We start from the raw sequence: 12,676 nt of genomic DNA on the forward strand, positions 1-12,676 counted from the left end.
ACCTCGGTCGGCGTCGACTCAGGCTATGTCGAGCACGACGCCCGCGAGGGTGCGCACGCCGACCTCGAGCGCGCGCTCGTCGAGGTCGAAGTTGGGTTGGTGCAGGTCCATCTGCGGCCCCATCCCATCCCACACACCCAGCCTGCCCATCGCGCCCGGCACGTGCTCGAGATACCACGAAAAGTCTTCTCCGCCAGGCGATTGCGGGGTATCCGCGATGGCCTGGGGTCCGAGTGCCGATACCGAGGTCGCCAACATCGCGATCGCGGTCTCGTCGTTGACAACCGGCGGCACTCCGCGAAAGTAGGACAGGTCGTACGACACTCCGAGCGGGCCGAGTAGTTGCCCGACGACGCTGCGCACCAACGGTTCCAACTCACCCCACGTGCCGTGGTCTCCGGTGCGGACGGTGCCTCGAAGCATGCCCTCCTGCGGAATCGCGTTGGGCGCGTTGCCCGCATGCGCCGCACCCCACGCCATCACCGTGCCCGAGCGTGGGTCGACCCTGCGCGACAGCACACCGGGAAGTCCGGTGATCACCGTGCCCATCGCGTACACGATGTCGCCGGTGAGGTGCGGGCGCGACGTGTGCCCGCCGGGCGAATGAATCTGCAGTTCAATGTGATCCGCCGCCGATGTCAGTGCACCGGCACGGAGGCCGACCGAGCCGACGGGAAGTCGCGGATCGCAGTGCAGCGCGAAGATCCGACTGACGCCCTCGGTCACTCCGGCGGCGACAGCGTCGAGCGCACCGCCCGGCATGACCTCCTCGGCGGGCTGGAAGATCAGTCGCACACCGACGGGCAGCGACGGCACGGCCGCGAGCAGCCGGGCCACCCCGATGAGGATCGCGGTGTGCGCATCGTGGCCGCACGAGTGCGAGACACCCTCGACGGTGGAGGAGAACGGCAATCCGGTGTGCTCGGTGATGGGCAGCGCGTCCATGTCGGCACGGAGCGCGATGCGCTGGCCAGTCGTCGGGCCGAGATCGCAGACCACCCCGGTCCCCAGCGGAAGACGCGTGGGGTTCAGGCCCACTTCTCCGAGTAGCGCCATGACCATCTCGGTGGTCTTGACCTCTTGCCGTGACAACTCGGGCTGCTGGTGGATGGCACGCCGCCAACCGACGACGTCGGCGCGGTGAGCCGCCCACCAGTCGTCGATGATCGACGCGCCGTCGCTCATAGCAGCGCGGCAGGCGTCGGGGCGACGAGATCGGCGAGAAGATGCTGCCGCAGTGCTCGCTTGACGTTGGCAAGATTGGGCCCGGCGACCGCCGTGCGCTCAGCTGCCACCTCGCCCGCCCGCGTCAGCAGGTCGTCCGCCGACACGGCGTCGTCGACGATGCCCGCTGTCACGGCGTCGGCCGCACCGTAGCGGCGGCTGGTCAGCATGGCCTCTGTGGCAGTGCGATCCGGCAGTCGTGTGGTGAGCAGGCCGGCCATCCCGCGCGGGAACGGCATGTTCAGTGCGGCCTCGGGGAGCGACCAGAAGCCACGTTCGGTGCGCATGACCGAATAGTCGGCGCACAGCGCGAGCATTGCGCCGGCGCCGAAGGCGTGACCGTTGATCGCTGCGACCGTCGACTGCGGAAGCGTCAGAACCTTCGCGTAGAGCGCATGCACCCGGTCGAGGTAGGCGGGCAGCTCCGACGCGTTGGCGAAGACGAAGTCAGTATCGAGTCCGTTGGTGAAGAACTTGCCTGTTGACGTGATCACCAGTGCCTTGGCCGGACCCGCCGCGATCTCGTCGAGCAGACCCCCGATCGCGTCGAGCCACGCAGGGCTGAACCGGTTCTCGGGATTGTTCTCGTCGAGTTCGACACCCGGCGACCCGAGGTACAGGTAGGCGATATCGGGATTCTCGGACTGCGCTGCGTCAGACAGATACGGCATGGGTTGACCTTATCGCCTGGTCACACGCGGCACGCAGGATGCCCCTAGTGTGATGCCCATGGATCCCACCGTCGACGCCGACGCCGCGGCCATCTCCGCGGCCGCGACCATCGCAGCCGAAACCGATGCCTCAACGCACGACGTCGCGGTCGTCCTCGGCTCCGGCTGGGCTCCGGCGGCGGAGGCATTCGGCACACCGATCGCGTCGGTGCCGATGGCGCACATTCCCGGCTTCCTGCCGCCGACGGCAGCGGGACACGGCGGCGTCATTCATTCGGTGCGGATCGGGAACTGTCGAGTCTTGTTGATGCTGGGCAGGATTCACGCCTACGAGGGCCACGACCTCGCCCGCGTCGTACACCCGGTGCGCACCGCAGCGGCGGCCGGTGCGCGCACGATCGTGCTGACCAACGCGGCGGGCGGCCTGCGCGACGACATGTCCGTCGGCAAACCGGTCCTCATCAGCGACCACCTCAACCTCACCGCGCGCTCGCCGCTTGTCGGTGCGCAGTTCGTCGATCTGGTCGACGCCTACTCGCCGCGGCTGCGCGGCGTCGCCCGCGGTATCGAGCCATCGCTTGCCGAGGGCGTGTACGCCGGACTACCCGGGCCCCACTACGAGACCCCGGCGGAGATCCGCATGCTTCGCACCATCGGCGCCGACCTCGTCGGTATGTCGACGGTCCACGAGACGATCGCCGCACGGGCCGCGGCGATGGAGGTTCTCGGGATCTCTCTGGTCACCAACCTCGCGGCCGGCATCACCGGAGAACCGCTCAGCCACACCGAGGTACTCGAGGTGGGGCGGGCGTCTGCGGCACGAATGGGCACGCTGCTCGCCGCGATCATCGAAGAACTCGGCACGGCGTGAGCGACGGAGTCGGGGCCGTGAGCGACGGAGTCGCGGACGAGCGGGTTGCCGCATGGATCGCCGCCGATCCCGATCCCGCAACCCGGGCCGAACTGACCGCCGTCGACGGCGCCGATCTCGCCGAGCGTTTCGCCGCACCCTTGCGGTTCGGTACCGCGGGACTGCGCGGCCCGGTGCGCGCGGGCCCCAACGGCATGAACGTCGCGGTCGTCACCCGAGCGACGGCGGGCCTTGCCGCGTGGCTGATCGAGCACGGACACGGTGGCGGTTCAGTCGTGGTCGGTCGTGACGCCCGCCATGGTTCCGAGCCGTTCGCCGCGGCGTCGGCACAGGTCCTCGCGGCGGCAGGCTTCCGCGTGGTCGTCGTTCCGGCGCCGGGCCCGACGCCGCTGGTGGCGTTCGCGTGCCGCGATCTCGACGCCGTCGCGGGGGTCCAGATCACGGCATCCCACAATCCACCCGGCGACAACGGCTACAAGGTCTACCTCGCCGGGGGCGCACAGATCGTTCCGCCCGCCGACGGTGAGATCGAGGAGCTCATCGCGGCATCACCCGACGCCGTCGACATTCCCCGCCAGCCCGTCGTGCACGACCCGCGTGCCGACGAGATCGTCGGCCGCTACCTCGATCGCATCGGCAAACGTTTCCCGACCGTCGCCGACACCTCATTGCGGATCGCACTGACGCCGATGCACGGCGTCGGCGGTGCGATCGCCGTCGACGCCCTCGCGCGTGCAGGATTCACCGACGTCCACGTCGTCGACGAACAGTTCGAACCCGACCCCGACTTCCCCACCGTCGACTTCCCCAACCCCGAGGAGGCAGGCGCGAGTGACCTGCTGCTCGCGCTCGCCGAAAAGGTCGACGCCGACATTGCGATCGCGCTCGATCCCGACGCCGACCGGTGCGCCGTGGGCACGCGCGTCGAGGGCACCTGGCGGATGCTCACCGGCGACGAGACCGGCGCGCTGCTCGGCTCGTTCATCCTCTCCGACGGTGCGGCAGGCCCCGACGGAGAACCCCCTGTCGTTGCGAGCACGCTGGTGTCGAGCAGTCTGCTGGAGAAGATCGCCACGCGTGCGGGCGCCCACCATGTGACGACGCTGACCGGCTTCAAATGGCTTGTGCGCGCCGGAGAACCGCTGCGATACGCCTATGAGGAGGCGATAGGGCACTGTGTCGACCCAGACGCGGTGCGCGACAAAGACGGCATCAGCGCGGCGGTGGCTTTGGCCGTATTGGCCGACCGCTGTCGCCGCGACGGCCGCGGTGTGGCGCACCTGCTGCTCGAGCTGTACGAGACACACGGCGTGCATGTGACGCGCCAACACTCGGTGCGCGTCGACGACACCACCGTGATCGCTGCATTGATGGAGCGGCTACGCACCGCGCCGCCGAGCACACTGGCCGACATCGCGGTGACGGCGGAAGACTACGCCCGACGCAGCGACAGTCTGCGCACGGATCTGATCGCGTTGCGCGGCGTTGCGGGCGACGGAATGTCGGTACGGGTGATGGCACGCCCGTCCGGCACCGAGCCGAAGCTCAAGTACTACATCGAAATGACGACACCTCCCGATTTCGTGGTGTCGGCAACACAATCGGCGGCGCCGACGACATACGGTGCAGATACCCGCGCACTTGTTCATCTGCTCGACGACCTGACGCTGCGAGTCGCGGCCGAACTCGCCGAGTACGGCCGCACCTGATCGACACCAGAGGTCCGTGACGGGTCACCGACGGAAGGAATGCTCCGCATGACCTACCCCCAGCAGCCCCCGCAGCGGTCGCCGTGGTCGTCTCCGGCGGTGATCATCGCGATCGCGACGGGAATCCTTCTCGTCGTCGGAGTGGTTCTGGCCGCGTTGATCCTGCTCCCCCGTCTCGAAGGCGACGACTCGAACTCGGCGGCGGCGTCGAGTTCACCTGCACCGACGTCCGGGGCACCGGGCAATGTCGGACCCGCGACCACCACCGCAGGCTCGGGTGGCGCCCTGAACGGCACTCGCCCTCCCGAAATCCAGAACAAGAATCCCCAGAACGACGGCACTCAGGACACAGACAGCCCTACGACCCCGCATGCCACCCCCGACATCTCGGGAACCGACTGGCAGGGATTCACCGCGGGTCCACGGTGCAACGCGGCCGACGACCCGGCGATGGTGATCGCTGCGACAAATCGCTCGCAGATCGTGATCTGCCAGGTGGGTTCGCAGGCCGGACGCTGGTACTACAAGGGATACGCCGAGGGGAACTCCGTCGAAGTCGGCTATCCGACTCGCAGCGGCGACACCTATCGAGCCACCAACGGCAACGTGACCTACGTCGTGGGGCCAAGCCAACTCGATATCGAGAAGAACGGCGAGACCATCGCCACCGAGCCGATGAATGCGTACTGGACCGCATCCTGAACTGCGCTCTCGCCTGCACCCCGTGACGGGGCGTCGGCGTCGCTGGATTACAACTGACAGGTGAGTTCATCCACCGACGCGCCTGTCCTGAACGCCTCATCGGTCGACGTCGTCCGCGGCGGACGAAAGCTACTGCATGACGTGAGCCTGTCGGTCTCGCCGGGCGAGCACTGGGCGCTGTTGGGACCGAACGGGGCGGGCAAGTCGACGCTGATGGCAATCCTGGGCGCGCGCAGCCACCCCACCACCGGAACTGTCGATGTCCTGGGTCGTCGGCTCGGCCGGGTCGACATGCGTGAACTGCGAACCCACATCGGTCACGTCGATCCGCGCTGGCGCATCGACGTGCCGATCACCGCGCACGACGTCGTGCTGACCGGTCTGACCAACACCCCGGAACTCGACCGCCGTCACGCCTACACCGACGACGAGCATCGCCACGCCGACGATCTGCTCGACATGCTCGGCATGAGTGCCCGACGCGACTCCGAATGGCCGGTGATGAGCCAGGGCGAGCGCGGTCGCACGCTCATCGCGCGTGCCCTCATGCCGCGTCCTGCCCTGTTGCTGCTCGACGAGCCCGCAACCGGCCTCGACCTCGCCGCCCGCGAGCGTCTGTTGTCGGCGATCGACCGCCTGCGCTCAGACGTCGACCGCCTTGCGAGCGTGCTGGTCACCCATCACCTCGAGGATCTGCCGAGTTCGACGACGCACGCGATGCTGCTCCGCGACGGCGAGGTGACGGCGTCGGGACCGGTTGCCCAGACACTGACGTCGGAGGAGATCAGCGCCTGCTTCGACCATCCGGTCTCGGTCCGACGCCACGACGGCCGCTGGTCGGCGACCGCCGCGTAGCGCGGCTTGGCGTGAACTCGGCGTCGAATCTCCCGACTCCGAACCGTGCCCTCAGCGCGGCCCGAACTGGCGGTCACCCGCATCGCCGAGACCGGGCACGATGTAGGCGGCCTCGTTGAGTCCGTCGTCGATCGATGCAACCACAAGACGCACCGGATGTCCTGAATCAGCCAGTGCGGCAACACCTTCCGGTGCCGCGACGACGCAGACCGCGGTGATGTCGGTCGCGTTGCGTGCGACGAGGAGTTCGATCGTGTGCAGCATTGATCCGCCGGTGGCCAGCATGGGATCGAGGACGAACACCGGGAATCCGGACAGATCGTCGGGCAGCGATTCGAGGTACGGCACCGGTTGAGCGGTCTCCTCGTCGCGCGCGATGCCCACGAATCCGACGTGCGCCTCGGGCACCATCGCGAGGGCCTGATCGACCATGCCGACTCCCGCACGCAGGACCGGTACGAGCAGCGGCGCACATTCCAGCCTCGAACCGGTGTAGGGCTGCAACGGCGTCTCGATCTCGACGACCGCAGATTTCGCAGAGCTCAACGCCTCGTAGACCAGCATCTGCGTCAGACTCGACAGCGCCGCACGGAATCCCGCGTTACCGGTCGTCTTGTCGCGCAACGTGGTGAGCCGGGCCGCGGCGAGCGGATGTTCGACGATCTGTACCTGCATGCGGATCACTCTAGGGCGCGTCCACCGTCGGTGCGCACTTGTCCGGCAGCCACGAGAACGCAAATTCGATGGAACCGATCGTGGCTTCTCGCCGTCTCAATTCGCATGACGGACCTCACCTCCTATCGCACCTCCCTCGACACCGCAGCACTCGAGACCGCAGCACTCGAGACCGCCGCACTCGATGCCTACGCGGGCACCCAGCGCACCGCGGGGCACCGTGTCGCCGCACACGCGACCGCCGGCCGTACCGACCTCGCGGCGCTGACACCGACGTTCGGGGTGATCGGAGCCGACTTCCTCGCGGCACTATCAGCGACGATGCAGGCCCGCGCCGAGCGCCTCGACGCCATCGCCGTCGCCCACGACCGGATCGGCACCAACACGACGACCGCCGCCGTCGCCTACTCCGACGCCGACACCGCGAACGCCTCCGACATGGGGCTGCGCCTGCCATGATCAGCGTCGACATCCTCATCGCACCCCTGCGAATCCTGATCACCGCACTCGGCACCGGTGTGCTGCCCGCCGAGAACCCCGCCACGATGATCCGATCGGCAAGCACCGACCTCGACGAGGTGCGTCGAACATCGGCGGCGGCAACGTCTGCCGTGCAGAACGAGTGGCGCGGAATCGGGTCGGGTGGCGCGGCAGCAGCAGCCGACCGAACTGCGCGCACCTCGACCATCGTCGACGACGACGGACAGCAGATCGCCACACTGGTGGAAACCGCAAGTGCTCGAATCGAACTCGCCGCCCGACAACTGCGCGAGCTGGTCGATTCGTTCGAGCGCGCGGCCACCGCGATGGGTCCCGCGCTGTCGACGCCGGCGGGCCTGGCGGCCATCGTGCCGGTCGCCGTCGACCATGTGCAGCGCGGGCTGTCGATCGTGTCGCGTGCGCAGACCGACCTCGCCGACGACACCAGGACGATGTCCGCACTCGGCCGTCACGAAGCACCGGCGGAGGTCGGCTCGCAACCCGTGGCGAACACAGCGTCGTCGCCAACGGGTAAGGGCGTCGCGGTCACGCTCCCCGACGGCTCGGTCGCGTACGCACCGAACGAACGCGCGGCCGCCGCGGTCCGTGCAGCGCTGAGCCAGCAGGGCGTGCCGTACGTCTGGGGTGGCACCACACCAGACGGCTTCGATTGCAGCGGATTCACCCAGTGGGCATACCGACAGGCGGGCGTCGAACTTCCTCGACTGGCACAGGAGCAAGACACCGCAGGTATGGCGGTCACGCAGGATCAGTTGATGCCCGGCGACCTCGCCGTGTGGGATGGGCATGTCGCGATGTACATCGGCAACGACCAGCTCGTGGAGGCCGGCGATCCGGTGGGCGTTTCCCCGTTGCGGACCACCAACGCGGGGCAGGGATTCCAGGGCTTCTTCCGGCCGAAGTGATCGGGGCGGACGGGGCAGGTATCGAGTTCACAGTGATCATCGCTACGCTGTTGCCTCATGGCCGGAGACATCGTTCCCATCGAACTCGGACTCACCAACGGAAACGGTTTCACCCTGTGGGCGCCACGCTGGCGTGAGGGCGACGACGAGTGGGAGGCATTCCTCGGACTCGACGATGACCTGTACGTATTCCCCGGCGTCGCCGAGCTCGTCGGCTTCGTCCGCACCGACACGGACAACGATCTCATCGAGCACCCGGCGTGGGACACCGTCAAGCAGCTCTCGGCCGACGAACTGATCCCCGACGACCGCCACACCTACGATCTCGTCGGTGTGCCGGAGCTCGCGGCAGAAGACCCGACGCCCGAGGTGATCGCCGAACTCGAGGACGCACTCGAGATCGTGCGCATCCTCGGCGAGGTCTGCGAACTGATCACCGTCACCAAGTTCTTCAACGGCAACCCGATCCTCGGAGCGGTGACGACCGGTACCCGCAACTTCGAGGGCCGCGACGGCGTCGACCTGTGGGTCCGCATCGGACGTCTCATCGCCAAGCACTGGGACGACGTCCTCGACGCCATCGATGACGTCATCAAGACCCCCGACGTCGACGCTGCGGCCGTCACGGTCGCCGCCGATGAACTCGAAGCCGCGGCGTCTGCCGAGGACGAGGACGAGCCCGACGACGACATCGACCTGCTCGACGACGACTCCGAAGACGCCGAGGCTGCTGCGGTTGTCACGGCCGCGACGGGCGCCGACGATTCCGCGGACGACGACGAAGACGAAATCGATGAGATCGACGACGACGATTTCTGGGCGGGCGTCGGCATCGACCCGATCAAGATCGTCACCGGGACCGGCGAATACCTCTCGCTGCGCTGCTACCTCGGAGACGACCCCGTGTTCCTCGGTGCACGGGGCAGGATCTTCGTGTTCACCTCGCCGCGCACGTTGTCGAAATTCCTCGCCGAGAACAACGACCACGATCTCACCGACGTCTCCACGTTCACCGACGTCCGCACCGAGGCAACCGATGGGGCGCTCGAGTTCGACGTCATCGACGACAACGTCTACGTGCTGCCCGGCCTCGCAGAGGACATCCTCGACGGCCCGCGCCGCATCGACCGCAACCAGCTCGACCTCGCCGTCGAATTGTTCTCCGACGCAGCCGATTACGCCGACGACGACGCAGTCTCGGAGGCCTTGGCGAGCACGACCCCGCTCGGCTGGTTCGTCGACTACGCGATCAATCCGGACCCGAAGCGTTTGGCACCCTCGGCACCGTTCGACAACGAGGCCGAGGCGTGGCGCGCACTCGAGCACGATTTCGAGGACCGCCTGGAGATCAAGCGCTGACGAGTCCATCCCGGATGCGGCCCGACGTCTGAGTCAAGCTCGACGTCGTGCCGCACGAGTGAGCCGAGTCAGCCGATCAGGACCGCATAGCCGGGCTTGATCACGTCGTCGATGAACGCGAGGCGTTCGTCGAAGTGGATGAACGCCGACTTCATCGCATTCACGGTGAATCGCTCGAAATCGGCCCAGCCGTAACCGAACTGCTGGGCGAGCCGATAGAACTCCTTGCTCATCGTCGTGTCGCTCATCAGCCGGTTGTCGGTGTTGACGGTGACCCGGAATCGCAGCCGCGCGAGCGCATTGAACGGGTGATCGGCCATCGAGGCGACCGCGCCGGTCTGCACGTTCGAGCTCGGGCAGAGTTCGAGCGGAATCCGCTTGTCACGCACCACATTCGCGATCTCTCCGAGTTCCGCACCGGCGAACGACGACGCTGCGAGGTCGACGCCGTCGGGCAGTGTGATGTCGTCGATCACCCGCACCCCGTGGCCCAGTCTGTCCGTGCCGCAGAACGCGATCGCCTCGTGGATGGACGGTAGTCCGAATGCCTCGCCAGCGTGGATGGTGAAGGGCGCACTGTTGGCGCGCATGTACTCGAAGGCGTCGAGATGGCGAGTCGGAGGATTGCCTGCCTCCGCACCTGCGATGTCGAATCCGACGACGCCCTCGTCGCGATAGCGCACCGCGAGTTCGGCGATCTCGCGTGCACGCGCGGCGTGACGCATCGCGGTCACCAGGCAGCGAACCGTGATCGGTCGTCCGCCCGCAGCGGCGACCGCCTCACCCTCTGCGAAACCGCGCAACACTGCCTCGACGACCTCGTCGAGCGTCAGCCCTCGCTCGAGGTGCTGCTCGGGGGCATAACGGATCTCGGCATATACGACACCGTCGGCCGCCAGGTCTTCGACGCATTCTCTGGCCACGCGCTCGAGCGCAGATGCCGTCTGCATCACGGCAACGGTGTGTGCGAAGGTCTCCAGGTACCGCTCCAGTGACCCGCTGTCCGCGGCCTCCCGGAACCAGTGCGCAAGCGAGTCGGCGTCGGTGGCGGGTAGGTCGTCGTAGCCGACCTCGGTGGCGAGTTCGAGCACGGTCGACGGGCGGAGCCCACCGTCGAGATGATCATGGAGCAGGACTTTCGGCGCGAGCGCGAGGGTGCTCAGGTCGAGCGGCTGCCCTCCGGCGACAGTCAGACCCGTTTCCGATGTCGCGCCGCCCCCTGCTGTCCTCACACTGTCGGTCACTGCACTGTCGGTCACTGCACTCTCCGTCGCTGGCGTCATCAGTCGAACCTAACGCGATCGAGCACGATTGGTCGGGGATGCGGCGGTGGTTCCGGTGAGATCACGGTCGCGTCGGTGAGCCTCGCCCGCGCGGCGTCGAATCGTTCGGGCGTCTGCGTGTGGAGCGTGAACAGCGGCGAGCCCGCGCTGATGCGGTCGCCTGGCTTCGCGTGCAACACGACTCCGGCGCTTGCCTGGACGGCTTCGCCGGGTCGTGACCGTCCGGCGCCGAGCAGCCACGCGGCGTCGCCGACGGCCCGCGCGTCGATCCGGTGGACGTAACCGGACACCGGTGCGGGCACGTCGTCGGTGTGCGGCGCACGCGGTAGTGGGGCATCCGGATCGCCTCCTTGCGCGGCGATCATGGCGCGCCAGGTGTCCATCGCGCTGCCGTCGGCCAGTGCGGCTGCCGGGTCGGCGTCGGAAACGCCTGCGGCGTCGAGCATTTCGCGCGCGAGCGCAATCGTCAGTTCGACGACGTCCGACGGTCCTCCCCCGGCGAGCACCTCCAGCGACTCGGCGACCTCGACCGCATTGCCTGCGGTCAACCCGAGTGGGGCGTCCATGTCGGTGAGTAACGCCGTGGTCCGCACGCCGGCGTCGACGCCGAGCGACACCATGGTCTCGGCGAGTTGCCGCGCGAGGGCCTCGTCGGGCAGAAACGCCCCCGACCCGACCTTCACGTCGAGGACGAGTGCTCCGGTGCCCTCGGCGATCTTCTTGCTCATGATCGAGCTGGCGATCAATGGGACGGACTCGACAGTCCCCGTCACGTCGCGCAGCGCGTAGAGCTTGCGGTCCGCGGGCGCGAGGTCGGCGCCCGCGGCGCAGATCACAGCTCCGACGTTCTCGAGCTGCGCGTGCATCTCGGCAGTCGTCAGGTCGGCCCGCCAGCCCGGGATCGATTCGAGCTTGTCGAGCGTGCCTCCGGTGTGGCCGAGGCCGCGCCCCGACAGTTGGGGCACCGCGACACCGAAGGAGGCGACCACCGGAGCCAACGGCAGGGTGATCTTGTCGCCGACGCCGCCGGTCGAGTGCTTGTCGACGGTCGGCAGCACCGCGTCGCCACGACGGAGTCCGGAGAAGTCCATTCGGGTGCCGCTGTCGATCATGGCGCGGGTCCAGTCATCGATCTCGCGACGCGTCATTCCCCGCAGCACGATCGCCATGAGCAGCGACGACATCTGCTCGGGCGCGACGTCGCCGCGCGTGTAGGCGTCGACAACCCAGTCGATCTGCGGCGTGGTGAGCTGTGCGCCGTCGCGTTTGGTTGCGATGACCGACGTCGCGTGAATGTGGTCGCTCATCTCACCGCACCGCGTCGAGGTCGTCGGGCCCGAATGCGTCGGGCAACAGTCGCGCCAGCGTCGTCGGTCCATCCCGATGGTCGACGAGCAGATCGCCGCCACCGTGTTCGTAGAGGACCTGTCGGCAACGCCCGCACGGCATCAGAATCGACCCGGTGGCGTCGCACACACTGACCGAAACGAGTCGCCCGCCGCCCGACGCGATCAACGATGCGACGAGTCCGACCTCGGCGCAGATACCGAGCCCGTATGAGACATTCTCCACATTGCAACCAACCACGATTCGGCCGTCGTCTGTGAGTCCCGACGCCCCGACCGGAAACGAAGAATACGGGGCATAAGCACGCTCGATCATGCCGGTTGCGTTGTCCCGCAATAGATTCCAATCAATATCGGGAGTCAAGACAGCCTCCTGCCGGTCGGTCGGCATCGGAGTCGATGCGATGGGAGATACCCAAACAAGCTTGGTAAGGCAAACCTAATTCGTAATGCCTTGTCCCGCAGATCGGTTCGGGCAATTTAACGACTCACTCAGCATAGGTTTAAAGTCTCTTGCATGGGTCCAAGGTGACACCCAGCCGGTGCCACCGCGTCCATCGACGATGTTGGAGGCC

Annotated in this window: 13 protein-coding genes; 7 read left to right on the plus strand and 6 right to left on the minus strand. The window is 67.5% G+C overall.

Annotation, left to right across the window (positions count from 1 at the left end; all coding sequences use genetic code 11):
- Nucleotides 1-18: 18 nt before the first annotated feature.
- Both ACRVY7_RS00425 and ACRVY7_RS00430 read right to left on the minus strand, forming a co-directional pair.
- Nucleotides 19-1,185 (minus strand): amidohydrolase, encoded by a 1,167-nt coding sequence (locus ACRVY7_RS00425; RefSeq protein ID WP_049699560.1) that lies wholly within the window; start codon nucleotides 1,183-1,185, stop codon nucleotides 19-21.
- Complete coding sequence (locus ACRVY7_RS00430) at nucleotides 1,182-1,895, minus strand: enoyl-CoA hydratase/isomerase family protein (RefSeq protein WP_431815586.1); 714 nt, start codon at nucleotides 1,893-1,895, stop codon at nucleotides 1,182-1,184. Before ACRVY7_RS00430 ends, ACRVY7_RS00425 begins: the two co-directional genes overlap by 4 nt.
- A gap of 58 nt (nucleotides 1,896-1,953) precedes the next feature.
- On the opposite strand from ACRVY7_RS00430, the gene ACRVY7_RS00435 reads away from it, so the two are divergent.
- From ACRVY7_RS00435 to ACRVY7_RS00450, 4 genes are read left to right on the plus strand one after another with little or no spacing between them, the layout of a single operon-like run.
- Nucleotides 1,954-2,766: a purine-nucleoside phosphorylase gene (locus ACRVY7_RS00435; protein ID WP_431815587.1), complete on the plus strand. Its 813-nt coding sequence runs from the start codon at nucleotides 1,954-1,956 to the stop codon at nucleotides 2,764-2,766.
- Nucleotides 2,767-2,783: 17 nt separating this feature from the next.
- Nucleotides 2,784-4,475, plus strand: a complete 1,692-nt coding sequence (locus ACRVY7_RS00440) for a phospho-sugar mutase (protein ID WP_431815588.1) — start codon at nucleotides 2,784-2,786, stop codon at nucleotides 4,473-4,475.
- 48 nt (nucleotides 4,476-4,523) lie between these two features.
- A complete protein-coding gene (locus ACRVY7_RS00445; RefSeq protein ID WP_431815589.1) occupies nucleotides 4,524-5,177 on the plus strand; it encodes a hypothetical protein in 654 nt (217 codons plus the stop codon).
- A 60-nt stretch (nucleotides 5,178-5,237) separates the two neighbouring features.
- The gene (locus tag ACRVY7_RS00450; protein ID WP_431815590.1) at nucleotides 5,238-6,032 is read left to right on the plus strand and encodes an ABC transporter ATP-binding protein; all 795 of its coding nucleotides are present in this window, start codon (nucleotides 5,238-5,240) and stop codon (nucleotides 6,030-6,032) included.
- Nucleotides 6,033-6,083: 51 nt separating this feature from the next.
- Here ACRVY7_RS00450 and upp read toward each other — a convergent pair whose 3' ends face one another.
- Nucleotides 6,084-6,707, minus strand: coding sequence for a uracil phosphoribosyltransferase (gene upp / locus ACRVY7_RS00455; protein WP_431815591.1), 624 nt, complete (start codon nucleotides 6,705-6,707; stop codon nucleotides 6,084-6,086).
- A gap of 105 nt (nucleotides 6,708-6,812) precedes the next feature.
- Here upp and ACRVY7_RS00460 point away from each other — a divergent pair, with 105 nt between their 5' ends.
- From ACRVY7_RS00460 to ACRVY7_RS00470, 3 genes are read left to right on the plus strand one after another with little or no spacing between them, the layout of a single operon-like run.
- Nucleotides 6,813-7,166: a type VII secretion target gene (locus tag ACRVY7_RS00460; RefSeq protein WP_431815592.1), complete on the plus strand. Its 354-nt coding sequence runs from the start codon at nucleotides 6,813-6,815 to the stop codon at nucleotides 7,164-7,166.
- Entirely contained in the window at nucleotides 7,163-8,113 is a 951-nt protein-coding gene (locus ACRVY7_RS00465) for a C40 family peptidase (protein WP_431815593.1), read from the plus strand. Before ACRVY7_RS00460 ends, ACRVY7_RS00465 begins: the two co-directional genes overlap by 4 nt.
- A 57-nt stretch (nucleotides 8,114-8,170) precedes the next feature.
- Nucleotides 8,171-9,472: a primosomal protein gene (locus tag ACRVY7_RS00470; RefSeq protein ID WP_431815594.1), complete on the plus strand. Its 1,302-nt coding sequence runs from the start codon at nucleotides 8,171-8,173 to the stop codon at nucleotides 9,470-9,472.
- Nucleotides 9,473-9,540: 68 nt separating this feature from the next.
- On the opposite strand, the gene ACRVY7_RS00475 is transcribed toward ACRVY7_RS00470, so the two are convergent.
- Genes ACRVY7_RS00475 through ACRVY7_RS00485 form a run of 3 tightly spaced genes read right to left on the minus strand, consistent with a single transcriptional unit; the run spans nucleotide 9,541 to nucleotide 12,465 of the window.
- The gene (locus tag ACRVY7_RS00475; RefSeq protein ID WP_431815595.1) at nucleotides 9,541-10,755 is read right to left on the minus strand and encodes an adenosine deaminase; all 1,215 of its coding nucleotides are present in this window, start codon (nucleotides 10,753-10,755) and stop codon (nucleotides 9,541-9,543) included.
- Nucleotides 10,755-12,062 (minus strand): thymidine phosphorylase, encoded by a 1,308-nt coding sequence (locus ACRVY7_RS00480; protein ID WP_431815596.1) that lies wholly within the window; start codon nucleotides 12,060-12,062, stop codon nucleotides 10,755-10,757. The genes ACRVY7_RS00475 and ACRVY7_RS00480 overlap by 1 nt, the downstream gene beginning before the upstream one ends.
- A gap of 1 nt (nucleotide 12,063) precedes the next feature.
- Nucleotides 12,064-12,465, minus strand: coding sequence for a cytidine deaminase (locus ACRVY7_RS00485; RefSeq protein ID WP_083444406.1), 402 nt, complete (start codon nucleotides 12,463-12,465; stop codon nucleotides 12,064-12,066).
- Nucleotides 12,466-12,676 lie beyond the last annotated feature (211 nt).

Source organism: Gordonia jacobaea, from assembly GCF_965344965.1.
GTDB lineage: Bacteria > Actinomycetota > Actinomycetes > Mycobacteriales > Mycobacteriaceae > Gordonia > Gordonia jacobaea.

Excerpts from the sequence above, each read along its gene's own strand:
- ACRVY7_RS00430 (WP_431815586.1), bottom strand. The coding sequence starts at position 1,895 with ATGCCGTATCTGTCTGACGCAGCGCAGTCCGAGAATCCCGATATCGCC.
- ACRVY7_RS00460 (WP_431815592.1), top strand. The coding sequence starts at position 6,813 with ATGACGGACCTCACCTCCTATCGCACCTCCCTCGACACCGCAGCACTC.
- ACRVY7_RS00475 (WP_431815595.1), bottom strand. The coding sequence starts at position 10,755 with ATGACGCCAGCGACGGAGAGTGCAGTGACCGACAGTGCAGTGACCGAC.
- ACRVY7_RS00465 (WP_431815593.1), top strand. The coding sequence starts at position 7,163 with ATGATCAGCGTCGACATCCTCATCGCACCCCTGCGAATCCTGATCACC.
- ACRVY7_RS00470 (WP_431815594.1), top strand. The coding sequence starts at position 8,171 with ATGGCCGGAGACATCGTTCCCATCGAACTCGGACTCACCAACGGAAAC.
- ACRVY7_RS00435 (WP_431815587.1), top strand. The coding sequence starts at position 1,954 with ATGGATCCCACCGTCGACGCCGACGCCGCGGCCATCTCCGCGGCCGCG.
- ACRVY7_RS00425 (WP_049699560.1), bottom strand. The coding sequence starts at position 1,185 with ATGAGCGACGGCGCGTCGATCATCGACGACTGGTGGGCGGCTCACCGC.
- ACRVY7_RS00480 (WP_431815596.1), bottom strand. The coding sequence starts at position 12,062 with ATGAGCGACCACATTCACGCGACGTCGGTCATCGCAACCAAACGCGAC.
- upp (WP_431815591.1), bottom strand. The coding sequence starts at position 6,707 with ATGCAGGTACAGATCGTCGAACATCCGCTCGCCGCGGCCCGGCTCACC.
- ACRVY7_RS00445 (WP_431815589.1), top strand. The coding sequence starts at position 4,524 with ATGACCTACCCCCAGCAGCCCCCGCAGCGGTCGCCGTGGTCGTCTCCG.